General features: G+C 52.1%; 21 protein-coding genes and 1 pseudogene. 8 read left to right on the forward strand and 14 right to left on the reverse strand.

All coding sequences use genetic code 11. The features are described from left to right. Positions 1-8: 8 nt before the first annotated feature. The 7 genes from AC22G1_RS15335 to AC22G1_RS15365 all read right to left on the reverse strand — a co-directional run bounded on the left by AC22G1_RS15335 (position 9) and on the right by AC22G1_RS15365 (position 10253). On the reverse strand, positions 9-1529 hold the full coding sequence (locus AC22G1_RS15335) for an FAD-dependent monooxygenase (RefSeq protein ID WP_487314139.1): 1521 nt from the start codon (positions 1527-1529) through the stop codon (positions 9-11). A 273-nt stretch (positions 1530-1802) separates the two neighbouring features. Further along, positions 1803-2645 carry an alpha/beta fold hydrolase gene (locus tag AC22G1_RS15340; RefSeq protein ID WP_487314140.1) on the reverse strand — a complete coding sequence of 281 codons (843 nt, stop codon included), beginning with the start codon at positions 2643-2645 and terminating at the stop codon, positions 1803-1805. 434 nt (positions 2646-3079) lie between these two features. Further along, positions 3080-4789, reverse strand: coding sequence for a methyl-accepting chemotaxis protein (locus AC22G1_RS15345; RefSeq protein ID WP_487314141.1), 1710 nt, complete (start codon positions 4787-4789; stop codon positions 3080-3082). Positions 4790-4981: 192 nt separating this feature from the next. Then, complete coding sequence (locus tag AC22G1_RS15350; protein WP_487314142.1) at positions 4982-6364, reverse strand: M16 family metallopeptidase; 1383 nt, start codon at positions 6362-6364, stop codon at positions 4982-4984. Continuing rightward, a complete protein-coding gene (locus AC22G1_RS15355; protein ID WP_487314143.1) occupies positions 6361-7689 on the reverse strand; it encodes a M16 family metallopeptidase in 1329 nt (442 codons plus the stop codon). The genes AC22G1_RS15350 and AC22G1_RS15355 overlap by 4 nt, the downstream gene beginning before the upstream one ends. 137 nt (positions 7690-7826) lie before the next feature. After that, complete coding sequence (locus AC22G1_RS15360; protein WP_487314144.1) at positions 7827-9008, reverse strand: carbohydrate porin; 1182 nt, start codon at positions 9006-9008, stop codon at positions 7827-7829. Between the two features lie 204 nt (positions 9009-9212). Continuing rightward, a complete protein-coding gene (locus AC22G1_RS15365; RefSeq protein WP_487314145.1) occupies positions 9213-10253 on the reverse strand; it encodes a GGDEF domain-containing protein in 1041 nt (346 codons plus the stop codon). Between the two features lie 167 nt (positions 10254-10420). On the opposite strand from AC22G1_RS15365, the gene AC22G1_RS15370 reads away from it, so the two are divergent. The 8 genes from AC22G1_RS15370 to AC22G1_RS15405 all read left to right on the forward strand — a co-directional run bounded on the left by AC22G1_RS15370 (position 10421) and on the right by AC22G1_RS15405 (position 15289). Beyond that, the gene (locus tag AC22G1_RS15370; protein WP_487314146.1) at positions 10421-11890 is read left to right on the forward strand and encodes an ankyrin repeat domain-containing protein; all 1470 of its coding nucleotides are present in this window, start codon (positions 10421-10423) and stop codon (positions 11888-11890) included. Beyond that, positions 11887-12228 carry a YceK/YidQ family lipoprotein gene (locus tag AC22G1_RS15375; protein ID WP_487314147.1) on the forward strand — a complete coding sequence of 114 codons (342 nt, stop codon included), beginning with the start codon at positions 11887-11889 and terminating at the stop codon, positions 12226-12228. The genes AC22G1_RS15370 and AC22G1_RS15375 overlap by 4 nt, the downstream gene beginning before the upstream one ends. Before the next feature lie 349 nt (positions 12229-12577). After that, positions 12578-13051, forward strand: a complete 474-nt coding sequence (locus AC22G1_RS15380) for a hypothetical protein (RefSeq protein ID WP_487314148.1) — start codon at positions 12578-12580, stop codon at positions 13049-13051. Positions 13052-13214: 163 nt separating this feature from the next. Further along, positions 13215-13535, forward strand: coding sequence for a hypothetical protein (locus tag AC22G1_RS15385; RefSeq protein ID WP_487314149.1), 321 nt, complete (start codon positions 13215-13217; stop codon positions 13533-13535). Positions 13536-13600: 65 nt separating this feature from the next. Then, on the forward strand, positions 13601-13957 hold the full coding sequence (locus tag AC22G1_RS15390) for a hypothetical protein (protein ID WP_487314150.1): 357 nt from the start codon (positions 13601-13603) through the stop codon (positions 13955-13957). 109 nt (positions 13958-14066) lie between these two features. After that, the gene (locus AC22G1_RS15395; RefSeq protein WP_487314151.1) at positions 14067-14531 is read left to right on the forward strand and encodes a hypothetical protein; all 465 of its coding nucleotides are present in this window, start codon (positions 14067-14069) and stop codon (positions 14529-14531) included. 234 nt (positions 14532-14765) lie between these two features. Next, the gene (locus AC22G1_RS15400; protein WP_487314152.1) at positions 14766-15005 is read left to right on the forward strand and encodes a hypothetical protein; all 240 of its coding nucleotides are present in this window, start codon (positions 14766-14768) and stop codon (positions 15003-15005) included. 122 nt (positions 15006-15127) lie between these two features. Then, positions 15128-15289 (forward strand): transposase, encoded by a 162-nt coding sequence (locus tag AC22G1_RS15405; RefSeq protein ID WP_487314153.1) that lies wholly within the window; start codon positions 15128-15130, stop codon positions 15287-15289. Positions 15290-15862: 573 nt separating this feature from the next. On the opposite strand, the gene msrA is transcribed toward AC22G1_RS15405, so the two are convergent. The 7 genes and pseudogenes from msrA to prfB form a co-directional block, all read right to left on the reverse strand. Further along, a complete protein-coding gene (msrA, locus tag AC22G1_RS15410) occupies positions 15863-16369 on the reverse strand; it encodes a peptide-methionine (S)-S-oxide reductase MsrA (RefSeq protein ID WP_417362078.1) in 507 nt (168 codons plus the stop codon). A 1042-nt stretch (positions 16370-17411) separates the two neighbouring features. Then, on the reverse strand, positions 17412-19529 hold the full coding sequence (locus AC22G1_RS15415; RefSeq protein ID WP_487314154.1) for a putative Ig domain-containing protein: 2118 nt from the start codon (positions 19527-19529) through the stop codon (positions 17412-17414). Between the two features lie 84 nt (positions 19530-19613). Continuing rightward, positions 19614-20081 carry a hypothetical protein gene (locus AC22G1_RS15420; RefSeq protein WP_487314155.1) on the reverse strand — a complete coding sequence of 156 codons (468 nt, stop codon included), beginning with the start codon at positions 20079-20081 and terminating at the stop codon, positions 19614-19616. A 248-nt stretch (positions 20082-20329) separates the two neighbouring features. Next, positions 20330-20502 (reverse strand): annotated as a pseudogene (locus tag AC22G1_RS15425) (amino acid--tRNA ligase-related protein); the annotation flags it as partial. 71 nt (positions 20503-20573) lie between these two features. Further along, the gene (locus AC22G1_RS15430) at positions 20574-21755 is read right to left on the reverse strand and encodes a hypothetical protein (RefSeq protein ID WP_487314156.1); all 1182 of its coding nucleotides are present in this window, start codon (positions 21753-21755) and stop codon (positions 20574-20576) included. Between the two features lie 180 nt (positions 21756-21935). Beyond that, the gene (lysS, locus tag AC22G1_RS15435) at positions 21936-23444 is read right to left on the reverse strand and encodes a lysine--tRNA ligase (protein WP_487314157.1); all 1509 of its coding nucleotides are present in this window, start codon (positions 23442-23444) and stop codon (positions 21936-21938) included. Between the two features lie 54 nt (positions 23445-23498). Next, positions 23499-24597, reverse strand: a protein-coding gene (prfB, locus tag AC22G1_RS15440; RefSeq protein ID WP_123420289.1) for a peptide chain release factor 2 whose coding sequence is annotated in 2 segments (ribosomal slippage) — positions 23499-24521 and positions 24523-24597 — 1098 coding nt in all. Because the reading frame shifts where the segments join, the coding sequence is not laid out codon by codon here. Positions 24598-24613 lie beyond the last annotated feature (16 nt).

The raw sequence follows: 24613 nt of genomic DNA on the forward strand, positions 1-24613 counted from the left end.
CCTGAGGTTTAGCGCAAAAAAGCCACGCCTTTGATGGCGCCAATAAGCTCGGCCAAAGGGTCTTTTGGCATACGCTGGCATCGCCAACCCACCACCCCATCGGGGCGCACCAGGGCGCTGCCGTCCACAAGGCCAAAAGCCTGGGCTTGGGCCTCGCTCAGCACCAGGGTGTGAACCGGGATATTGAGCTTCAGTGCCGCGGTACTGGCAAGGTCCTGCCAGCGCGACTCGGCAAACACCAACGTCAGCTCCTCGGTAAAAGAATCAAGGCTCGATACCCCGTCCGCCAGCCACAGGTGCGGCGCCCTGACGCCGGGCTGGCCTTGCCAGGTATCAGGGTGAGCCGCAGCCGGTAGCTCGCTGCTGGCGCCCAAAATCGCCGCCGAGCGCTGCAACTGGCCAAGCTCCATGGCCTCATTGCCAAAAAGGGTTACCCCCTCCAAAGGCGCCTTGAGGTAACGTCGATAGTCGGGGCGGGCAAAGGTTTGCTGGTAACGCAGCGCCCCTATGGGTTGGCGCTCGGCGCTGTAGCTGTCAAGGAGCGCCGGGGCCGAGCGACCCTTGAGCACCCAGGCAAGCTTCCAGGCCAGGTTGTAAGCATCCTCAATACCGGTGTTGGCGCCAAAGCCGCCACGGGTAGGGGGCAATTGATGGGCTGCGTCTCCGGCCAGAAACACCCGGCCCTCTTGGTAGCGCTCGGCGATAAGGCCAGCCATGGGCCACTGGCCGGTGGTGAGCACCTCAAAAGGCACTTCCCGGCCCAGGGCCTTGGGAATGGCGCGGCAAAGCGCTTCGTCATCCAAGCCCTTGTCGCTCACCCGCATCAGCGCCCAGCGCCCCTCGCCATAACTGGTCAAAAAGGTCTCAAGGCCGGGCTGGCTTATCTCGAACTGCTGAACACCTCGGCTTAGCAGGGCGTCGGCCGCCGGGCAGGAAAACAGCACGCTACTGACGGTGCGAAGCTCGCCGCAGCCCTGGCGGGTAATGCCAAGCTGCTCGCGAATGGCGCTTTTGGCACCGTCGGCACCAATAAGGTAGCGGGCCTTGATAAGGCGCCGCTCGCCGCTGTTGCGCTCTGTTACCCATAGCTGCACGCCGTGCGCGTCCTGGTGCCAGTTGAGCATCTCCCATCCCAACCACAGGGACGAGCCAAGCTGCTCGGCCTTTTGGCGCAGTATGGGTTCGAGCCGGTCTTGGGCAATGGCGGCGCCTTGGCAAGGTGAAAGGTTCTCACAGCCGCTGCCCTGCCCTGGTGTCCACAGGGTTTCGCCTTGCCAGGAGCCAAAGAGACTGTCGGCTTTTACCCGGCGCAGCCGCACGCCGGGCGCCACCTGCGGGATATCAGCCCCCAGGCCTACCGCCCGAAAGTACTCCAAGGTGCGTTCGGTAAAGCCCATGGCTCTTGGATGGGGCAGGCTTTGTGGGTGTTTTTCAATCACGATATTGGCGATACCGCGCCAGGACAGAAATACCGACGCGGCGAGGCCCACCAGGCTACCGCCAACAATCACTACCGGGATGTCATTCATGTGTCTTGCTCCATACAGTGTCAAACCGGGACAGGGCGTTCTGCTGGGTGCAAGGAGGGAGAGAGTGCCGCCAAAAGACCCGACCAGAAAACGCACATGTCCGTTTTCTGTCGTGGTCCGCGGCCCAGAGGGCTGGAATAAAGCAGCATGACACTGCCGACCGGGGCTTACCAAACCGGTCCACCTTTTTCGACCGGGCCTTTATAGCACGGCGCCCAGGCGATAAAAAGCCCGGCCGAAGCCAGGCTTTAACACGCAAAGAGAGTTGGCGACTTAGCCTTTGATAAAGGCCAGCACGTCGGCGTTGAATTTGTCGGGATGTACCTGAGCCAAGCCATGGGGCGCACCCTCGTAGATTTTCAGGGTAGCGTCTTTGACGATCTGGGCAGTTTTGGCACCGGAGGCACCGATGGGCACGATTTGGTCGTCGTCACCGTGGATAACCAGGGTCGGCTTATCAATTTTCTTGAGGTCTTCGGTGTAATCGACTTCAGAGAATTCGCGGATACAGTCGTACTCGCCCTTGATGCCGCCTTGCATGCCCATCAGCCAGAACGACTCTTGCAGGCCGGGTTTGACTTCGGCGCCCTCACGGTTAAAGCCGTAGAAGGGCACAGTCAAATCTTTAAAGAACTGGGCGCGGTTGGTGGCGGTGCCTTGGCGGATACCGTCGAACACGTCCATGGGGGTGCCTTCAGGGTTGGCATCGGTTTTGAGCATCAGCGGCGGTACGGCACCAACCAGCACCATTTTGGCGACACGGGCGGAGCCATGGCGACCCACGTAGTGAGCAATTTCGCCGCCGCCGGTGGAGTGGCCAATCAGAATGGCATCTTTGAGATCCAGCGCTTCGATAACCTCGGCCAGGTCGTCAGCGTATTGGTCCATGTTGTTGCCGTCCCAGGGCTTGTCGGAATTACCGTGGCCACGGCGGTCGTGGGCAATAACACGGTAGCCGTTCATGCCGAAAAACAGCATTTGGGCGTCCCAGGCGTCACCGGCCAGAGGCCAGCCGTGGGAGAACACGATAGGTTGGCCGGTGCCCCAGTCTTTATAAGCGATGCGGGTGCCGTCTTTGGTGGTGATGTATTGGGTGCTGGTAGTGTCGATAGACATAATTGATTCCTCGAAAGTTTGGCCCTGCATTGAGGGGATTTATCAAAAGCCCGAGCCTGGATACCGGTTCATTCGTGGCTGCTTCATCTGGATAAAAATGAACAGGTATCAGCGACTCAAGATGCCTATCCAAGGTAGAGGAATCAGGATTTTTTTAAAGACGGCATCTGAAAAAACTCTTGTTCCTTAAATAGATACAATGACATAGCGCTGTCACAACCAATGCACTGACCCCACGCCATTTTTTGAAACCTGCCTTACATAACTTAATCGCCTATTTACCAGCTTTGCTTTTTTGCCGTTAATTCACATTAACGGCGACGCAAATAATAAAAAGGCACGTCATTTAAGACATGCCCAAGAATCACACTCAAAAATAGCGGCCATAAGAAACCGTTAATAACCTCATTAACGGCCTATTCATGGCCCGCTTATCATGACACCGCCACCTCGTTTTTTATCCGAAAACGAGACACCATTTGCCGCAATCTGGCGGCCTGTTCTGACAAGTCTTCACAGGCCCGCTCGGTTTGGGTAGAACTGGCCAGTACCCGCTGCCCGGCGTCGCGGATATCCACCACGTTGCGGCTTATCTCCTCGGCTGCTGCCGATTGTTGTTCGCTGGCGGTGGCCATCATGGCATTGGCGTCGTTGAGCTGGGTCAGGGCCTGATAGCCACTGCTAAGCTCGGTTTTGGCGGTGTTGATACATTGCGAGGTCTCGAGAATTTTCTCAGAGCTTTGGTAGATCATCTCGGCGGCGCTACCGGCGTTACCTACCAGAGTGCCAATCAGGTTTTGGATCTCCTGGGTGGCGTCCTGGCTGCGCGACGCCAGCGCCCGCACCTCATCGGCCACCACCGCAAAGCCCCTGCCCTGCTCGCCAGCCCGGGCCGCTTCAATGGCGGCGTTGAGGGCCAGGAGGTTGGTCTGTTCGGCAATGCCGTTGACGATGTTGATGAACTCTTTGATTTTCTCCGTGCTTTGGCGAAGGTCGTCAATCATCTGCCGGGATTTGTCGGTGCTCAGCACTAGCTCTTCGCTCAGGCGCTGGGTTTTGTCCATGGTCACGCTGCCCTGCTTGATGCTGTTCTCGGCCTGGGAGCTGCTGGCAAAAGTGTCTTGGGCGTTGCGGGCCACCTGGGAGATGGTGGTGGACATCTGGTGGATGGCGCTTGAGGCCTGCTCGGTATTTTGCTGCTGCTGATTGACCGCCTGGCGGTTGTCTTTGGCCATTTGCGAGAGCGAAGTAGCCGAACTCACCATCTGGTTAGAATGGCTCATGATGCTGGCCACCATGGTGCTCAATGAACCGGCCATCTGCCCCATGCATTGCAGCAACCGGCCCAACTCGTCCTTACGGTTTACCTCAATCTCGACATCGAAATTACCGTCTGCCATCTGCTCGGCCACGTGGCGCGCCTGGGCTACCGAGCCAACTATTTGCCGGCTGATCACCACGCTCACGCCAATGCCCAGCAGCAAAGCGGTGGCGGTGAGGAACACCGTTTGCCACAGGGCATGTTTCTCGTCGGCTTCGGCGTTCATGGCCACCGACTCCCCTACCGCTTCAATGCGGCCAATAAAGAGGGTCAGCTCCTGGTTCAAGGCCTGCTGGCGCTGCTCAAGGGCCTGAGCCTGATCTTTAAAAGCGGCAGGCTTTTCACTTTTTTGCAGTAGCTCAATCAGGGCAAAAGCTTGTTTTTCAAAGGCGTCATGATGCTCGATGATCTGCTGCAATTGCTGGACGAGGCTCAGCTCGGTTTCTTTGACCTCGGCGGAAATGCTGTGCTCGATGGCGCCGCTCAGCAGCCCCTGGGCCTGGGTAATGTTTTTATCGAAATCCAGCAGCATTTCCCGGTAGCGGCGCATCATCTTGGCCACATCGTCACGGCTGGCATCCATGGGAATGTCCATAGCCCGAAAGGATTGCTCCAGCACGGTGGCGCTTTGGATCTGGCGCACGGTGATTTGGCTGGTCAGCTGCACCAGCGGGATGGTTTCGTGGGCTATGCCTTTAATTTCTTCGGCGATTTTGCCCATTTTTATCATGCTGAACGCCGAGATAAGCACGGTGATGGACAGCACCATGGCAACCAGCAACACGATTTTGAGGGCGACGGATTGATCCTTTAACCACTGCATACCCCATCCTCTTGAGATGAAAAGGGATGCGGCTCCTTGCCTGCTTTAAACGACCGGAGCCGCTGACATAACTATGGAGTGTAGTAGCCCGGCGCCATTTCTGGGCATAAGGCTCTGAGATGCCATGAAAAAATGCCCAATTTTTAGCCACAAAAAAGGCCCTTGCGGGCCTTTTGAAAGGGATTAGAGGGATTAGGGGGAAAAGTCTTTGGCGTCGATGCCGGTTTCAATCACCTCGCCGTACTTGCCAGCAAATTTGCGCAGCTCATCTGCATTACCAATGAGCACCATTTGCAAATTGCCCTCCGGAAAGAGCGCCGGGATCAGGGCCTTGGCCTGCTCCAGGGTCAAGCTCTCAACCTCGCTGCCAAACTGGCCATAACGGTTCATGTCCAAACCATAAAGGGCCGAGCGCGACATGGCCGAGGCCAGGGCGTCATTGGTGCTGAGCTTGGGCGGGAACTGGCCAATCAGGTAGCTCTTGGCCGAGGCCAGGGTGGCTTGGTCCAACTTACCGCTAAAGAGCTTTTGATAGGTGGCCAGGGCCAAATCGATGGCCGGCTCGCTGGTGGCGTTACGGGTAAAGGTGGAGATGTAAAAAAGGCCGCCGGAGCTGGTGCTATAAAACCGCGAGCCAGCGCCATAGGTGTACCCCTTCTCTACCCGCAGCGCCTGGTTAAGCCAGGAGGTAAAGCGCCCGCCCAGCACAGTGTTCAACACTTCGGCGCGGGCCCAGTCGGGGCTGCTGGCCGCAAAGCCCTGGCCACCAATCATAAAGGTGGTTTCGGTGGCATCGGGCTTGTTGACGATAAGCACCCTTGCCTTGTCAGCCACCGCTGGCGCCCGCATCTTCATGCGCGGCGCTTCGCGGCCGGTTTGCCAGCTGCCAAGGCTGTTACCAAGCGCCTTGGCAAAAGCGGCGGCCTCAAAATCGCCGGCGGCGCTCACTACCACGTTGCCGGGGTTATACCAGCGCTGATAGAAGCCTTTGACATCAGCCAGGGCAATATCGGCCACACCGTTTTGGCTACCGGCAACAGGGTTGGCAAAGGGATTGTCGCCCCAGGCCAGGCGCTTGAAGTAAGGCTTGATCACTTCCCTCGGGCTTTCCCTGGCCTGGGCCAAATCGGCTAGGTGCAGGGCGCGCAGATTGGCAAAATCGTCGTCATTAAAGCGGGGTTTGCTGAGCACGTCCTTGATAAGGGCCAGCATAGCAACCTTGTCTTTGGCCATAAACTGGCTGTGCAGCTCGGTGCCCTCTTCGCTGACGCTCACCTCCATGGAGGCGCCCAGGCTGTCGAGTTCGCTTTCCAGCTCGCCTTTAGTGAGCGCTTGGGTGCCTTGCAACAGGCTGTTGCCGGTAAGCCAGGCCAGGCCTGCTTTACCGTCATGCACGGCGCCGGTTTTCACCAATACCACTACGTCAATCAGCGGCACGTTATGGCGGGCCATCAATTGCAGCTTTACCCCGTTATCCAGGGTTTGGGTGGTCATGGCAGGCAGCTTCATGTCGACTCCGGCAACGGCGCCTTGGCTGGCAAGGGCCAGGCCCAGGGCAAAAATAGCGTGTTTCATTCCTTGTCCTCCTGGCTGCCCAGCACACCGACAGTACGATTGGCCTTGGTCAGGTATTTGGCTGCCACGGCCTGCACCTGGGCCGGGGTAACCTTGGCGTAGTCGTCCGCCATGGAAAAGAGCTTGCGATAGTCGCCGTTGTAGAGGGCGTAACTGCCCAGGGCATTGGCCATACCGTTGATGGTTTGCAGCTCGTTGTACTGGCTCACCAGCAGCAGGTTGCGGGCTTTGGTGAGATCGGCCTCGCTGATGCCGTGGTCGCGAATGTCTTTGATTTGAGCCAGCAGCGCCTGTTCAAGGGCAGGCTCGGTCACACCGGGGGCCGCTACGGCGTAGAGGTAAAAGAGGGTTGGGTCCAGGTTGTTGGGCAGGTAGGCAAACACATCGGTTGCCACTTTTTGCTCGTCCACCAGGGACTTTTTCAAGCGGGCGCTGCGCCCCTCAGAAAGCAGAGTTGCCAGCAACTTCAGGGCCGGGGTGTCGGCGTCTTTGGTGGCGGGCACATGGTAGGCCACCATCAGGTTGGGGCTGGTTACCGAGGGCTTTTGCACGTAAAGGCGGCGCTCGCCGGTTTGCTTGGGCTCAACCGTTACCACCGGAGGCGGCGGGCTTTGCGCCGGGATAGCGGCAAAGGCTTGGGTGGCCAGGTTTTTTACCTTGGCAAAATCCACATCGCCTGCGATGACCACCAGCGCATTGTTGGGAGCGTAATAGGTGCGGTGATAGCTCTCCAGATCGTGCTGGGTCCAGGCCTTGATATCAGACTCGTAACCAATCACCGGCCAGGAATAAGGGTGGGCGGTAAAGGCCACGCTCAGCAGCGGCTGGTTGAGGGTCTCAAAGCTGGAGTTTTCAAGGCCGGTGCGGCGCTCAGACGCCACCACTTCCCGCTCGGAGGCCACCATTTTCGGGTCGATAGCCAAGTGGGCGATGCGGTCAGATTCCAGGTCAAAAATGGTTTTAAGGCTCGAAGAGGGAAACCAGTCGGTATAAACCGTGATGTCTTCGGTGGTGTAGGCATTGTTGGCGCCGCCGGCGGCTTCCATCACCTTGTCAAACTGGCCGGGGCCGTATTTCTTGGCGCCGTTAAACATCATGTGTTCGAAAAAGTGCGACAGCCCGGTAATGCCAGGGCGCTCGTTGCGCGAGCCCACTTTCCAGAAGGTGTACATGTTGGCGTTGGGAATGGCGCTGTCTTCGAGCACCAGAAACTGCATGCCGTTTTTAAGGGTAAAGGTTTTTACGTCCTTGGCGTCGTAGGCCGCGGCAGGCAAGGCCAGCGCCCCCAGCACACCGGCCATCAGCAACCGGGAAAGTGGCTTCATTATCAAAACTCCTTTTGCGAATGCCATAAGGTAACGGCCAGGGCCGCATTACCCCAGTATCAAAATGTAAAAAGCTTTGTCTTTCAGCGATAAACCTACCCTGCTTGCCTTACCGCTAGCTGGCAGCGGCGCGCTTTTTAAAGATTGACCTGCACGCTGAGCTGAAATGCCAGGGCATTGCCGATATCCCGACGGCTGTCCGGGTGCGCGATGTATTGCAGATCGGGCTGGATACTGAGCCAGGAATTCACCGCCGCCTGGTAGCTGAGCTCCCATGCCGCTTCGGTGGCGCCAAAATCTTCGGTGCTGTCGTCGGGGCGGTAGTGGCGGCTATTACGGGCCAGGGCCAAGGCGATACCGGCAGTGTCGTCGGGGCGGTGGCTAAAAGGCTGGGTAAGGGTGAGCCCCAGACCCAGATAGCGAGCAAAGCGGTTGGTTTGAGGGCTCGCCACGGCGCCTTGCACAAAGCCGCCCAGCACCTGCCCCGGCAGCTTGCTTGACACATAAAGCCGCCGGTCAAGCAGCACATAAAGCCCGTTGGAGCGGGCGTTATTGCCGCCATCCAAGGCCCCCTGGCTATGGGTGTAACCCCAAACCCCAACAGCCAACTTGTTGTCATAGGGCGCCAGTGACGATACCCGCCCTACCATGTCGGGCTGCCAGCCCTTGGGGGGCTCCCCTGTTTGCTCACGGTCAAGCCAGGCCCATTCGCTTATCCACAACAAGCCGTCATTCTGGGCAAAGGGCCCGTCGGGGGCGCCGTCCCGGTACACCGGGGTGTCATCCAACAGGGCGGTGCGCCACACCATGTCTTTGAAGGGTTTGTAATCCACCCGCACCCCCACCGAGGTAGCAGGGAAGATAGACGGCCCAGCCGGGCCGCTGCCAGCAAAGCTTGGGTCCATGCCAAAGGAGCTGTTGAGAAACAGCGAGGCCGAGTTGAGCCGGTCAAACTCGCTGTTTACATCGTAAAGCCCACCCAGTACCGACCAGCGCGAATCGTCGCTGTTGTATTGGGCCCAGGCTTCATAGAGGCGATTGAGGTGCGACGCGGCAATGTTGCTGGCGCCTTGGGCGTCACCGGTTAGTGCGCTGGGGTCGCCGCCGCGCACCAGCAGCCCTTGGGTAAAAAGCGTCAGGCCCGGCATGCCCCAAAGGGCACCGCCGTTTCCTTGCAAGGAGGCGTAAATGTTGGTGAGGCCGGTACTGCCACGTTTGAGGCCGCCACGCAGGTTGCTGTAGAACTCGCTCGTCATGGAGAGTTCGGCCTGGACGGCTTTGGCATCGTCGTCATCGTCGGCGCGGGCGGGGTTTGCCAAACAGCAGGCGCCAAGGCACAAGGTCAGTGAAAGTACAGGCAACAATGCCTTGGGTGATGTCATTGGCAAAACCTTTACTCAGCAGGCAACCGAACCAGTGCCGACATGATAGGCAGAGAAAAGCGCCTTCATACAATCTGATTTAAAGATTAACCAAGCAACACACAATCTACTGAAGCGAAAACCTACTAGCCCGCCAAGGGGTTAGGCCTGATCCGCTACCACGGTATTGCGCCCCTGTTCTTTGGCCTGATAGAGCCGAATATCCGCCTGGCGGTAGAGGCTGTCGAAGTCGTCGCCGTCTTTTAACCATTGGGCAAGGCCAATACTGACCGTAAAGCTCACCGGCTGCCCTTCGGCCATCAGGGTGAGATCGGCCGCTGCGCGGCGCAGCTTCTGGGCAACGTCCATGGCGCTTTGGGTGTTGCAACCGGGCAGCAGCAAGCAAAACTCCTCGCCCCCTACGCGAAACACCCAGTCTTGCTCGCGGGTGGCGCTTCGCAGCATCTGGCTCAGTAGCCGCAGCACTTGGTCGCCCGCTTCGTGGCCGTGGTTGTCGTTGATTTGCTTGAAGTGGTCGATATCTAGCAGTACCAGGGTAAAGGCATGCTGTGGCTGGCTTTGGCATAGCTGGGCAAACACATCTTCAAGATAAAGACGGTTATAAAGGCCGGTTAACGGGTCTTGGGCAGCAACGGTTTGTAGCCTTGCCACCATCTGGTGGCGCTTCGCTTCGTAGACATGGCTAAGAGCCCAGATAAAGACGTAGGTGAGCCCCGCATTTATCCCCACCGCCACCGTCGCGTTACCGCCGCCGGGCGGCTGCGCCCACACCAGCACCGCCACACCGGCGATGCCCACCACGCCGGTAATAACCCCGCCCCACAGTAACCCCAGCAATAGCAAACTGGTGGTGGGCACCAGCAGCAGCCAGTAAAAACCGTCGTTAAGCATGGCCTTGGTGACCAAGCTATGAAGCACGGTGGCGCTAATAAAAATCACCAGCGACGTGGACCACCAATGCAGGTAGGGCGTCTTGGGCAGGCGCCATAAAAAAAGTGCGCTATAGGCCACGATAATGGCCTCGATAATGGCGATGGAGTCTAGGCCATGGGCCCTGAAATTGAGCACGCTTAACGCCAGCGACACCACCATCACCACCCACAGCAGTACCCGCAACAAGGCACGGCGGAACCGGGATTTTTCATCCCAGAGGGTGGGTAGCGTCGCTAACCGCTTGGTCATGAGGGGGAGGCTCCAGCAAGGAAAGGGCATCACCATATTCGCCCAGCCTAAGAAAATACCTTGATTCTGTTACAAATTCCATGCGCCAAGCCTTGTCGGAGCTGAGCTTGCCCTCTAAGGTACAGCCCACAATGCTGGCCCTTTATGGTTAAAAAAGGACGTACACCATGAAACCCCTCGCCCTGTTATTGCCCCTGCTGTGCCTGCCGGCCCTGGCCGATACCGACTTTACCGGCAGCGGCACCCTGGCAGGCGCCGCCATCACCATGACGCTGCATATCACCGATAACGGCGAGGTTTCGGGCCATTACGCCTACCAAAAATACCAGCGCCCAATTGCCCTTAGCGGCACGGTGCAAGGTAAAAACCTGGCGCTGCAAACCGGCCCGGCGCTGGCCGAGCGCTTCAATGGCACCTTATTTGGCGCAACTAACGAGATAACCCAAATCGCCGGGCTCTGGCAGGGCAAAGGCAACGCCTTTGAGTTTGTGGTGAGCAACCAGCCGGACCCTTACCGCGACCACCAGATAAGCTGCCAGGAAATGGCCGAGCTGCCCGCCCTAGTGTTTAGCAACAATGCCGACCTTGGCTCCGGCAGCGGCTCGCCCAATAAGGTTGACTACCAGTGCCCGCAAAGCCTTGCCCAGCTTGATTTTCTCAAATCGCTGCTGGTCCTGGCTGACACCATTCGAGACCCCAACCCATTGCCACAAGGCTGCACCGGCACCATGCGCTTTGCCATCTGGCGCTATCACGCCTTTGAATTGGCGCAGCTCGGCTACTACCCGCAAAAAACCTTCAAGGGCCAAGACGACAGCCACTACTTTAAAACCTGGAGCTACCAAAGCCTCTATAACCGCGCCCTCTACCAGCAATACCAGGCGCTGGCTGCCAAGGCCCTGCCAAAGCTCAGTAGCTGGTACCAAACAACTGCCTCAGTGGACGCCACTACCGCCAAGGCGTATGCCGATAACGCCCTTAACGCCATCGCCAACTGGGCCTATGGCGCGCACCCAAGGCGATTACAAACCGGGCAACCGGTGCCCCACACCGAAGAAGCCCTGGCCGGCAACAGCCAGCCCTTTCTCAATGCCTTGGCTGGCGCAAGCCCCAGCCAGAAGCTGACCAGCCTGCGCCAACTGCTGGTGGCAGCCCCAGACTCCCCGCTTATCTCAGCGCTGCTTGATGCCATGGCCCAAATCAAAGAGCCGCCACGGAGCGAATCACCGCTGTCCCTTGCCGTTACCCACCCAGCGCTGCTGGCGGCACTGTTAAAGAAAGGCTTTAACCCCAATCAGCAAAACGACTTTGGCAAAACCCCGCTTTTTTACGCCATCCAATTTAACCAGCCCCAGGCGGTAACAGACCTGCTGGCCGCTGGCGCCGACATCAACCACGGCTACCAGCTTCAAGACGCCAACGACTGGCGCTTTCAATGCGCGTTTAATATCGAGCACTGGCAGCGCACCCCCTTGATGCACGCCGCCCAGCACAGCGATACCGCCATGCTTACATTACTGCTCGCTAACGGCGCCCGCCTCGATGCCAAAGACAGCCTGGGCAAAACCGCCCTCGATTACGCCAAAGACAACCACATGGACGCCAACGCCGCCTTCTTGCAAGAGGCCAAGCCATGAGCGCCCGCCCCCTTTTTTGGGCCAGCGCCTTGCTCGCCTGCCTGCAACTTAGCGGCTGTGGCAGCACCTTACGCTACGCCTTCGACGACAGCCCCAACCCCTGTAGTAAAACCGGTTACATCTATGGCGGCACCCGCATTGACGGCATGCTGATTGGCAACAGCTTTACCGGCCCAGACCGCTCAGCCGCCCTCGGCGCCTTTGGCCTGGTTGACCTGCCTTTTAGCCTGGTCATGGACACCCTGCTGCTGCCCCTGGCCATTCCCCTTGAAAGCCACTACCACAGCGCCTGCCAACAACAAAAAGCCGCCGACACCGCAAAAAGCGCAACACCTTAATCTCAAAGGCTTTACCGAAAACAAGGCGGTGGTTAATGTGGGGGTAATGGCTAGGTTTGGAGTTTAGTGCCGCAGGGAAGAGAATGGGACATTGGGAACCACACTCAAGGGCGGTAGCGTAACCGCCACTCATCATCAAGCCAAACTATCCAACTGATAAATAAAGATTTATTCAATAACGCCACACTAACTAAATCGTTGCGCACCGATACATTATCTGGATGGTGCTGGCATTTCTCATCGCAAAAAAATGAATGCCTTGACGCAAAGACGTAACAAAAACTGAGCCTTATCACAGCTCACCTACACGAGAAACGTTGTAATGAAATCTCTTCTACTGATATCAGTCTTGACCATTTTCTCTTTCACCAGCAACGCAACAGAAGACACCTCGAATAAAAGCGTTACACCAGCCAAGCCCAATATGACGCTGTCACAGAAAGAGACATGGACCAATTTGTTGGGCAAGTGGTATGGCAAACAACCCACCACTGACGGCAGGGTACGAGAAGAATTGGTTGAGCGTTTCCCCGGTGTTTATAAGGTTACTTTCCGTACATACGATAAAAGTGGTCACCATGAGGATGAAGTAGAAATGGGTCTGTGGGGTGTAGCAGGGCCAGTTTATTTCAGCTTTTTCCAAGGCTGGTTGAGGGACGGTCAGTTCGTACAAGCCGACCCCAGAGACCCCAATAACGCCGATGCTTACAACATCATTAGCCTCGACGGCGATACCTTTGTTTACAAAGGTATCGCCACAGGTAATGAGTTCACCTTGAAAAAGGTGCCTGATGATTTCACCCTGTCGGAAAATAAAAAATGAGATAACCCTACCATATGCCATGTTTTAGCCGCTCTATGCATGTGAGGTTCGACACCATTTTTGAAAATCATGCGACATGGCTGAACCAATGATTGAAAAATTCAATTAACTACCGGTGTGATTATTTTCACTTCAAACTATCACAAATGCAGTACCAAGAAAAATGAATAAAGCCATCCTAGTATTAATGCTCATATTCCTTACAAGCTGTGAAGGCAAGGCAGACAACCGAATTGGGTATGGAGTAACTGTAAAGAATAAAATAAGCGAAACATGCTTTAATAAAACGACCTCTTCTTTCGAAGATAATAGTGGATATATTGTGACCATCAAGTATGCAGCTACCAGTGGCTACATCATCAGTTACGACATCGATATTAATGGTGAATACACCATTGATGATATTGGAAAGTTTTACAGGAAAGCTGAGACAACAAGAGTGAGTTTCCAGGAAAAGTTAAAAACGCTATGCCAGGAGCAGTAACTTTATCCGCCAATTACAATTAGTAGGCTATGAATGCTCCAGACTCCCTATAAAAAGGCTTTTTCTTGAATCAATTCTACTCCAATAAACCACTACCCCGCTCCTGGCAACTGATCTTAGGCATTGTAGGAATAGTTGTAGGTCTCTTCGGGCTATTTAAGGCTGTCTTCGCAGAAGACACCGGCTTTTGGCTTGTCTTTGATGTGTTTGTTGCACTTCCTTTAGGTTACTTGGGCTATTTGCTGTTGTTCTCCAACAACAGCAGTAGGAACAAAGGATTATTCAGTAGCTATTTTCTCCACTTCTTTGGTGGCTTCTGGTTGGTGGCAACAGCCTACTTCGCCATATCAGAGCAGGATATCTCACCGTTTGCTGCCGCCTTAGGCGTAGGCAGTATTACATTGGCTAGAAGTAGAAAATGAGTAGAAATATCTGGTAACGTAAGAAGTAACTCGTTTCTTCATCATTCCATATAAATATATGATCAACATCTAGTATGATCAGAATCAAATACAAAAAGGATAACATCTTGTGAGAAAACTTCTACTAGTAAGTTCACTACTTATTTCCGGGTGCACTGGCTTGGCAAGTTCAGTAGATGATTTACATGCAAACTCTTACAAACCAATCGAATATAAGTCAAACAGATCACCAGTAGATGCATACTCTTATTTAAAAGATAAAATGATGAATTGCTATGAATACCATGGGTCATTGACTACAGCAGTCCCAGTTTCAGGAGCATTCATTACAAACAGTGTTAAATCTGATAAATTTGTCGAGGGCAGGGAATTAGGCAATAACAGCTATGAAATTTCACTTAGCCAAAAAGTAGGGATTCAACCTCGTGGTTATATGGAGGTCGTAGATATTAGCAGATCAAAATCTTACACTTCAGTGATAGTTTATCCATTGAATAGATTCTGGGTACGCCATGCAGAACGAATCGAAACATGGTTAGCTAATGGGGAAGTCACCGATTGTAAAATATGGTGATTCTGATTACCTTTTACTGAGCAGTAGGGCATTCTTACTGATAGCGAAATTTACATTTGGAATGCCCGTAGCTAAAACTCAAGTAAACGTTATTTTATAACTATTCCAATGCTTTGAGTTTGTTACGGATATGCTTGCTAAAAAATGACTATTTAACAAATATAGATTACCAAAAATCAGACTTAACTTTCACCCGATTTGCAGCCAGAGAATTTCAAGTTAGCCGGAATCGATATGAAAGACAATACCCCAATCGACTCGCAGGAACGGAATATCCGCTTTGGATGCGGCGCGTTTGCCGGGATTTTCCTAGGTGCGTTTATAGGGTTGTTCGTTATTGGCCTCAGCGCCGGACCTTTGTGGGTATTTTCTCTCTTCATCGCGGTCATGTTTGCACTTCTGGCAGTCAGGTATGGCGACAGATTTTGGATGCGGTTCATCAAAACCCTTCGTGATGTCGCCCATTTTCTATAGAAATAACGGCCCTACGCTACTATGCCTCAATAAAATTTAGGCCCTAACGAAGCCACCGCTCTTGGGCCTGGACCTCACCCGCTTTAACGGACACGCATCGCTAACTCACTGAGAGGTAGTGGATGCCTACTTACAAGACCGGAAAACGCACCCAGCAGTACAGCCTGGAGTTCAAGAAAAAAGCCGTGCTGTGGAGCCATGAACCGCACCGCAGCGTCAAGGAAGTGGCCGAGGCGCTGGACATTCCCTCTTCATATTGTCTCGCCGGCAGCCGAATTCCGTAAAGGTAAGCAGGGGAAATAGAGAGCAGCCACTTCTATATGCCAACAAAATCAGATATCTAACGAAGCCCCCCTCTTTCCCGCCCGTTAAGTGCAGCGCTTCGCTGTCGGGGCGAGCACGTTCAGAAATCAGTCCGGTGGACTGATTTTAGCTAGGGAGCGAGAGCGGCTTGTCCGCGAACTGGCGTGAAGGGTCAGCTGAGGCAAGGATGCCGAAACAGGTGAATACGTGTCGGGACACGCGTATGAACCGGTGAACCGAGAACGACCAAAGGCGAAGAAGAAGCGACAAATTTGCCTGGAGCAAATTTGAATATCGGAGCTTGCGACAATTACCCGGCAGGGCGAGGACCAAGGATGGTCCGAGTAAACATGGGCGAGGTTTTTGGTTGGGCAGCCCCGCTGACTTTTGACCTCAAAAGTAGGGCGCGTGCAGTGGCGCCACCCTGCTTATAAAGGAATCTTGGCATAACACCAAATCCTCTGACCAACACGCCTCCCCCACCCCATACCCCCAAAAGAAAAAGCCCCTCAATGGGGCTTTTCCTTTCCTATGTGGCATAAGCCAAAACGAGCTCAACCCCGTTTAGGCAACACCCAATTCGGCCGGATAAAGTGGCAGGTGTAACCGTTGGGGAAGTGCTCCAGGTAATCCTGGTGCTCGGGCTCGGCTTCCCAGAAATCACCGGCAGGGGCCAGCTCGGTGGCTACCTTGCCGGGCCAGAGGCCTGAAGCATTCACATCGGCAATGGTGTCTTCGGCCACCGCTTTTTGCTCATCCCCCAGGTAAAAGATGGCGGAGCGGTAGCTGGTGCCCACATCGTTACCCTGGCGATTAACGGTGCTCGGGTCGTGGATTTGGAAGAAGAACTCCAAAATCTTGCGATAACTTATCTGCGCCGGGTCAAAGATGATTTCAATGGCTTCGGCATGGGTGCCATGGTTACGGTAGGTGGCATTGGGCACATCGCCGCCGCTGTAGCCCACCCGGGTGGAGAGCACACCAGGGTAGCGGCGTATCAGATCCTGCATACCCCAGAAACAGCCGCCGGCCAGAATGGCCTTCTCGGTTTTCGCAGTCATAAAGCCTCCTATGTTCAGCGCCCTACTCTACCAGCCCGGTCAAGCCAGGGCGACGCACAGATAGCGATTGCGATAAGCGATTTATACACCGACAAAACGGCTTTTATCATATGTTGGCAAGTACAGCTGTTTCAGGTCCAGCACAGGCTAAAAAGACGTGAACGATACTGCCAGCTACTCTCTTTTCACCTCGTACCATTGATATTTACGGACTTGAAGATAAAGAAACTGACAGGTTGGACATATGGCTCAGCCAGAATTTAGGAATTAAAAAATGCCGAGCACACTTAGCATTATTTTTTCAGCATCGGCATTCACAATGGTAATCCTTGGCCTAATATTCACTAGGATATCAGTTAATTTTATAGACAAAGAACTTATTAAAACCCTGTACCAGATTGGGATAGCGGTATAGGAGCTAGAGCGCCGATGTATGCGCTCATTATTTTTTTCAAATTTTTTGAGCGACGTAGTCTATTTTCTCACGAATCTTATATCAGGCAATATGCAAGACCACTAGATCGCACTCTCGCTGTAATATTCTTGGGTTCGTTTTTTATTGTAGTGACAACTATTTTGGCCAGCTTAACATTTTAAGCTAGCAGAAGTTTAATCTAGATTAAAATATAATGTCTCGTTTGCATGTTGTACGCATTGATATTTACCACGGTTCAACGATGCTATTAACAGTTTCGACATGGATGCCATGGTTACGGAAGGTAGTATTAGACACACCTCTACACTAAAGCCCATCAGTGTGGAGGAAAACCAGGGTAATGCTCTATTTATACCAATGAAAATTAATTTTTAATTCTAACGTTAAAACTCCTTCTCCCTCAGCATACTAAACGAGGCTTCATGACAATTTATTTTTTACAAACCCAAAAAAAGAAATGATAAAAAATCATTAATACCATCGTTTAAAATAAAAAACAAGCTCTATAAATAACCATTAATTTAAAATTCGGCTTTATCTCTATATGAACAATTAAATAATGGGTTAGTAGCTTAGTTTGCTACTAACCCAAACAGTTAATAACCTTTACTTTAAATAATTACTCTTTTTCATTCGCCATAGCAGCAATATACAAAAGCTTAACAGTTCGAGAATTGATAAACAACCACCGCCACCACCACCGGAGTTACTGGGAGCATCGCCAGCTGAAGTTACAGTAGCAATCATTATTACAGGAAGTGTGACTGACAGCCCACCAGGGTCGGTTGCTGTTACACTACCATTATAAGTTCCAGACATTGTTGGACTACCGCTCAAGTAGCCACTAGAAGACACAAATATTCCCGGAGGGAAATTTTTATAAGTAAATGTTAAATAACTTCCTTCAGGATCAACTATGAGTTCATTAAAGTCTGCATCGTATGTGTAGTCTGAACTAACACTCTCAGATAACGAATCAGTTAAAAGATAAGGAGCTTGATTAATATCATGTATTCTTAAACCAACTTCGATATCAGTGTCTATATTTTCATTTTCTATATGGACATATTTAAATATTACATCCCCATCATGGAATTTAGTGAAGTCATTATTCACTAAAATAGTAGATGTATATCCATCGGAATTTAGCTGTAGAATTTCGCCTGAGACACTTTCTATTTTGAATGCTGTTTCTTCACCAACACCAAAATAACTCCTCCAGTTGATCGTTAGCGGTTCATCCTGATAAATATCAAAAATAGGCTCATGAGAAAAGTAAATAGGTGACTTATTTATCTTTTTAATAGCGAATGTACTATCGCCCAATAAATCAAGAGCATAATAATTATTTATAGCCTTCAAGCTTAAATCACTTGAGGCGTCAAGATTAGTTATGCTACCAACTATATGATAAGCATTTTCTATACAAATATGCCTACCGCTATCATCGTAATAAAATAGCTCATTATCCTCACTAGGTACCTCACCGCAACTGTCAGCAACAGATGGATCCCAAGCGCTGATATCTGTTTTCAACATATCATTGTTTTTAAAATTGTAAGCAACGGAGGATGAGAAAACAATTTTACTACTGGGACGAAAGAAATAGTTAGAGTTTACTCCTAGATCACCTACTTCGCTAAAACCATCTTTGTTTAGAAAGTAAACCCTGTTTTGTGAGCGATATACAACTCCATCTTTCCAAGTGAAATATTTATCATTAGGAATATATATTCCTTCAGGTATATCTCTTTCTACACATCCACTAAAATCACCATTGCTGTTTAATGATATATCGCAAAGAAAATATGTAGAAGAAGCCGTATTGGTGGAAAAAATATAAGCGTACCCCGAAGAGTAAAATACATTAATACTATCCCCACCATTAAAATCTTTATTTCTTTCTATAGGAATCCAATATCCTGCTGTATCTCTTTTAAATATATCTAAAGAAATAACAGCTCGCTTTGTTATAAAAAGAGCAACACCAGCGTCTTCATTTATTGCACTACCGACATAAGTCGTATAGCTTCCGCTATTATCATCAAGATTGAAAAAAGCTTTTTTTGATATCACACCATTATCATCTACGGCATACAGACCCGCCGTTCCAGCAATAGCATTTTTGTATGAAAAAAAATAGCCATTTTCTAAAACTTTTACAGTTGCATTAGATAGCTCTGTATTCAACTCAGAACTTAATTTTCGATTACTTGATATGTAAGTAACTTTCCCATTATTTATCTCAAAAACGGACTCCCCAACAATTACTCTATTCCCTATTGGAATCCCTTCATCTAAGCTAATTGGAAATGGCTTGCTTCTAAAAAAATGATATACATCACTTAACTCAGTTGATGCACTAAAGTCATTATGATAGATAGATGAGCTATCAAAGTAACAGAACCCACTCTCTGTAGAGAATATAACCGTTGATGTGTTTTCATAAAAACTAAAAAATATACCATCAGTAGCACAATTACTATCTATTGCAACTGATTGTGAAGGAAGCGTTTCTCCACTATCGATTCCAGAAAGTGAAGCATAATAATATGCTCCATTTGAATTATAGATAATAGAATCGTTGTTTCTATCGTACCATATTTTAGTTAGGAAAAGCGGATCATTAGAGAGTGAAAAGGTTCTATATGAATCAGTATCTAAATTATATATAGAGAAATCACCATCATGAACAAGCAATGTATTTGAATCACTACGATACAATGCAGAGTAGCCACTACTGTGAGGGGTATAGTTAATCGCAGATAAGGAGTAATCATCTACGCTTAGTTTATAGATACCTGAATATCAGTATAAAATTAAAGATTCATTATTTATATTACCAGCATAATGTTCAAGATTCTTTGAAGAAATAAGAACGGGACCATTATCCCCACTCAAATCCCATTTAAAAATACCTACAATCGTACCAAATACGATACTAGAATCTTTTGAAAAAGCCCATTTAGGAGCACAGGAACTTTTGGGTGATACATTAGAGCTACAAACATATGATGAATAAAAAGATGCTGGTAAATAGTAGTTTTTATTTAAATCATACCCGTCACTGGTAATCTCAAACTCAGCAATACTCCACGCTCCTTGAACACTCCACGCCTTATCAGAAATTCTGACTTGACCAAAGCTATTGAGGGGATATGAGCTTGATATTTTAACATCAGTATCACTAGTAAGAGTATAACCAAAGACTGATTTACAACAGATCAAGAGACTGAAGTATAAAAGCGTTCGGAGATAGCCAATAAATAAATCCATGAAACTTCCCTATTAATTTTCAGTAAAATCCAATTCTAAACAACAAGTTAACGTCTAACAAATAGAATAAATTGTGATACTAGACTTTAATCACATATCAAAGAGTTTTATATCCGAAATTATGCCCTTCCAAGTTGATAGACATGAAGGACCTAGACCCGAAGTATGATTAATAAAAATAGTAGTTATGGTTTCATATCACTAGATGCACAACTATGAAACGATAAATAGCAGAAAAATAAAGGCGCTTATTTATGGCGCATATGGGGGAACAGCAGTACGCCTCTGATGGAGGCGCTGTCGGTGAGCAGCATCACCAGGCGGTCGATACCGATACCTTGGCTAGCGGCAGGCCGTGCTCGAGAGCGGTAACGGTGTCGGCGTCATAGAACATGGCTTCTTCGTCACCGGCGTCCTTGGCTTCTCCCACCAAACCGCCTTGTCGATGCCCGCAGGGATATAGCCCACTCCTTGCGCCCGACTTTACCAGCCTTAACGCTGCTGGCGGCAATAGCTCCAATTGGCCACGTTCTGGCAGGTGTAAATATTCACGCTGTTGTTGCTGGGAATAACCGGGCTTGGCAGTGGCATGCTCTGAATATTTTGCAGCGCTCTGTTGGTCATGTTCTGGCTGACCTTGTTGAGGTTGTCCAAGGTGTTACTCAACGCCTGATATTGCTGCTGGCGCTGGATCTGGGCCACCATCTGCTGCTGTTGAATCTGCGCGGCTCTCTGCTGGCGAGCATTAGCCTGGTACTGCGCCGTTTTACGCAGCTCATCACCGAAAGCGGCAAAGGGATTGGAGCTGCAAAACTCAGACAATTCACTACCGTGGGTTTGGCAAAGCTGAGCACTGGCAGAGCGGTACTTGCTGAAACCTTCGGCAAAATCATTCTCACTTATCGGCATGTACTGATTCGTTTGCTGCACCTCATCGACGATATAGGGCAGTATCGGTGACGCATCCTCATATTTACCATTATGAACAGTGACCACGGAGCCGTTACGCAACCGAACAGCTCCGAACATCAACTTGCTTGCTGCCATGACATTAAAGGTTGCCGCAATATTGTTAGTGCCATCTTGGCTGGTTTCTACCATAAAGGTGGTGCCATTACCGTAGCCGTGCATAACGCGCTGCGAGCCCAACAGCTTATTCACGGCACCCGCAAAGACATCGCCTTTCACCTGATCGATAAATAGATAGCCATCAGTCAGGCTGTAATAACCGTCCTGATCCAGCGTCAATTGCAACTGGCGCCCAGAGCGATATAACTCGGTACCCCGCCCGACAAAAAGCAGGTGGCTCTGGTTATTAAAATGCCAGAAGGTCACAGATTTACCGGGGGCGCTGTATTCTTCCAAATTCAGAATGCGGTGCTCACCGTTGATTAGCTCGGAAACGCCAAGGCCACTGGCATAGCCCCTTTTACAGCGTCCAAACCATTTGGCTTGTTGAAATGCACCGTCACCGACCAATGCGATACGACAGGGTGTTTTCTGGTTTTTGGCTTGCAGGTAGCGCACTTGCCCATGGCCGGGAGGAACAGCAACAGGCTGGGCTTTTAGTTGATCAAAGCTGTTGGTTAGCTGGGCCGAATCCACCTCAGGCATGGTTTGGCTGCAAGCGCTGAGCAAAATCACCGCTAGTAACGTCGCGACCTTCTTCACCATCAAAATCCTTCTTAAAACCTGGCATCAGCCAACAGCAAAAAACAACATCTGCCTATATTACCCAAAGCCAGTTTTGACACAATCAAATCGCCTTTTTATTAAGCAGCTCATTCTTGATGTTGAATCGATGCCAATAAAAAAGCCCCTTGCGGGGCTTTTTCATTTTCCAACCAAAGGCGCTTATTTATGGCGCATATGGGGGAACAGCAGCACGTCACGGATGGAGGCGCTGTCGGTGAGCAGCATCACCAGGCGGTCGATACCGATACCTTGGCCGGCGGTAGGGGGCAGACCGTGCTCGAGGGCGGTAACGTAGTCGGCGTCATAGAACATGGCTTCTTCGTCACCGGCGTCCTTGGCTTCTACCTGGGAGCGGAAGCGCTCGGCCTGGTCTTCGGCGTCGTTAAGCTCGCTAAAGCCGTTGGCCAGCTCGCGGCCACCGACGAAGAACTCGAAGCGGTCGGTGATAAAGGGGTTGTCGTCGTTACGACGGGCCAGCGGGCTCACCTCGGCCGGGTAGGCGGTGATGAAGGTGGGCTGGATCAGCTGGGCTTCGGCCACTTCTTCGAAGATGTAGGTTTGCAGCTTGCCCAGGCCATCGGTCTTGCTGACCTTCATGCCCAGAGACTCGGCAATGGCCTTGGCCTTGTCGAAATCCGCCAGATCCGCCTCGGTAACATCGGGGCGGTATTTGATGATGGCCTGGGTCATGGTCAGGCGCTCAAAGGGCTGGGCGAAGTCGTAATCCACGCCTTGGCTTTGGAAGGCGGTGGTGCCCAGCACTTCTTTGGCCACGGTGCGCAGCATGGCTTCGGTGAAGTCCATCAGATCTTGGTAATCGGCGTAGGCCCAGTAGAACTCCATCATGGTGAACTCTGGGTTGTGGCGGGTGGAGAGACCTTCGTTACGGAAGTTACGGTTGATCTCAAACACTTTCTCGAAGCCACCGACCACCAGGCGCTTGAGGTACAGCTCAGGGGCGATACGCAGGAACAGCTCCATATCCAGGGCGTTATGGTGAGTCATAAACGGCTTGGCGGAGGCGCCACCGGGAATGGTGTGCATCATGGGGGTCTCGACTTCCAGGAAGTCGTGGCCGGTCATGAAATTGCGGATGGCGTTAACGATTTTGGAGCGGTTGATGAAGGTCTGGCGGGACTCTTCGTTGGCAATCAAATCCAGGTAGCGCTGGCGATAGCGGGTTTCCATGTCGGAAAGACCATGGAATTTGTCCGGCAGCGGGCGCAGGGCCTTGGTCAGCAGTTCGATGGCTTCAACGTGGATGGAGAGCTCGCCGGTGTTGGTTTTAAAGAGGAAACCCTCGGCACCGATGATGTCGCCCAAGTCCCATTTTTTGAACTCGTCGTTGTAGAAGCCTTCGGGCAGGTTGTCCCGGGCTACGTAGATTTGGATTTTGCCGCTGCCGTCCTGGATGGTGGCAAAGCTGGCCTTACCCATGATGCGGCGGGTCATGATCCGGCCCGCTACCTTGACGCGTACCGGTTCGCCTTCGGCCAGCTCTTCCTTGGTGGCTTCGCCGTATTTGGCTTGCAGCGCGTCAGCGTTGCTGTCCTTGCGGAAGCTATTGGGGAAGGCCACGCCCTTGGCACGCAGGGCATCGAGCTTTTCCTTGCGCACTTTGAGCTGTTCGTTGAGATCCAGTTCCGGGCTTTGGTTTTGTTCGGTCATGACATTTAAACCATTGAGTAAGGGATAGGGGCGCGCCGCGCCCCGCTCAAATAATTACAGGCCGGCCTTGAGGCTGGCTTCGATAAAGCGATCCAGGTCGCCGTCCAGCACCGCTTGGGTGTTGCGGGTCTCGACGCCGGTGCGCAGGTCTTTGATGCGCGAGTCGTCCAGCACGTAGGAGCGGATTTGGCTGCCCCAGCCGATATCAGACTTGGACTCTTCCAGCTTTTGCTGCTCAGCCATGCGCTTTTGCATCTCCAGCTCATAGAGCTTTGCCTTGAGCTGTTTCATGGCGTAGTCCTTGTTCTGGTGCTGCGAACGGCCCTGCTGACACGCCACCACGGTGTTTGTGGGCATGTGGGTAATACGCACCGCAGACTCGGTACGGTTAACGTGCTGACCACCGGCACCGGAGGCGCGGTACACGTCAATACGCAGGTCGGCCGGGTTGATCTCGATGTTCACCGAGTCGTCCACTTCCGGCGACAAGAACACCGAGGCAAAGGAGGTATGGCGGCGGCCACCGGAGTCAAACGGGGATTTACGCACCAGGCGGTGTACGCCGATTTCGGTACGCAGCCAGCCAAAGGCATAGTCGCCCTGCACGTAGATGGTGGCAGATTTAATACCGGCCACGTCCCCTTCGGAGAGTTCAGTGATCTCGGCTTTAAAGCCGTGGGCGTCGGCCCAGCGCAGGTACATGCGCAGCATGATGTTGGCCCAGTCCTGGGCTTCGGTACCGCCGGAGCCAGCCTGGATGTCCAGGTAGGCGTTGCTGGGGTCCATCTCGCCGGAGAACATGCGGCGAAACTCCAGCGCCTCGAGCTTTTTGGTCAGCTCGTCCAGCTCGGGCTGAATTTCGTTGAAGGTGTCTTCGTCTTCGGCTTCAACGGCCAGCTCCAAAAGGCCCAGCACGTCTTCCAGGCCTTGGGTCATGGTGTCGATGGTTTCCACCACCATTTCCAGCGCGGCGCGCTCTTTGCCAAGGGCCTGGGCTTTTTCAGGCTCGTTCCAAACGCCGGGCTGCTCAAGCTCGGCATTGACCTCTTCTAGACGCTCTTTCTTGGCGTCGTAGTCAAAGGTACCCCCTAAGAACCGCTGTCCGCTCAGACAGGTCCTGTACTTGGGTCTTGATAGGATTCGTTTCAAACATGGGCGTTGTGTCTCTG

It is taken from the genome of Gallaecimonas zhanjiangensis (assembly GCF_057624825.1).

Coding starts and splice junctions, on each gene's coding strand:
- AC22G1_RS15335 (WP_487314139.1), bottom strand. CDS start 1,529: ATGAATGACATCCCGGTAGTGATTGTTGGCGGTAGCCTGGTGGGCCTC.
- AC22G1_RS15340 (WP_487314140.1), bottom strand. CDS start 2,645: ATGTCTATCGACACTACCAGCACCCAATACATCACCACCAAAGACGGC.
- AC22G1_RS15345 (WP_487314141.1), bottom strand. CDS start 4,789: ATGCAGTGGTTAAAGGATCAATCCGTCGCCCTCAAAATCGTGTTGCTG.
- AC22G1_RS15350 (WP_487314142.1), bottom strand. CDS start 6,364: ATGAAACACGCTATTTTTGCCCTGGGCCTGGCCCTTGCCAGCCAAGGC.
- AC22G1_RS15355 (WP_487314143.1), bottom strand. CDS start 7,689: ATGAAGCCACTTTCCCGGTTGCTGATGGCCGGTGTGCTGGGGGCGCTG.
- AC22G1_RS15365 (WP_487314145.1), bottom strand. CDS start 10,253: ATGACCAAGCGGTTAGCGACGCTACCCACCCTCTGGGATGAAAAATCC.
- AC22G1_RS15370 (WP_487314146.1), top strand. CDS start 10,421: ATGAAACCCCTCGCCCTGTTATTGCCCCTGCTGTGCCTGCCGGCCCTG.
- AC22G1_RS15375 (WP_487314147.1), top strand. CDS start 11,887: ATGAGCGCCCGCCCCCTTTTTTGGGCCAGCGCCTTGCTCGCCTGCCTG.
- AC22G1_RS15385 (WP_487314149.1), top strand. CDS start 13,215: ATGAATAAAGCCATCCTAGTATTAATGCTCATATTCCTTACAAGCTGT.
- AC22G1_RS15400 (WP_487314152.1), top strand. CDS start 14,766: ATGAAAGACAATACCCCAATCGACTCGCAGGAACGGAATATCCGCTTT.
- AC22G1_RS15405 (WP_487314153.1), top strand. CDS start 15,128: ATGCCTACTTACAAGACCGGAAAACGCACCCAGCAGTACAGCCTGGAG.
- msrA (WP_417362078.1), bottom strand. CDS start 16,369: ATGACTGCGAAAACCGAGAAGGCCATTCTGGCCGGCGGCTGTTTCTGG.
- AC22G1_RS15420 (WP_487314155.1), bottom strand. CDS start 20,081: ATGGATTTATTTATTGGCTATCTCCGAACGCTTTTATACTTCAGTCTC.
- AC22G1_RS15430 (WP_487314156.1), bottom strand. CDS start 21,755: ATGGTGAAGAAGGTCGCGACGTTACTAGCGGTGATTTTGCTCAGCGCT.
- lysS (WP_487314157.1), bottom strand. CDS start 23,444: ATGACCGAACAAAACCAAAGCCCGGAACTGGATCTCAACGAACAGCTC.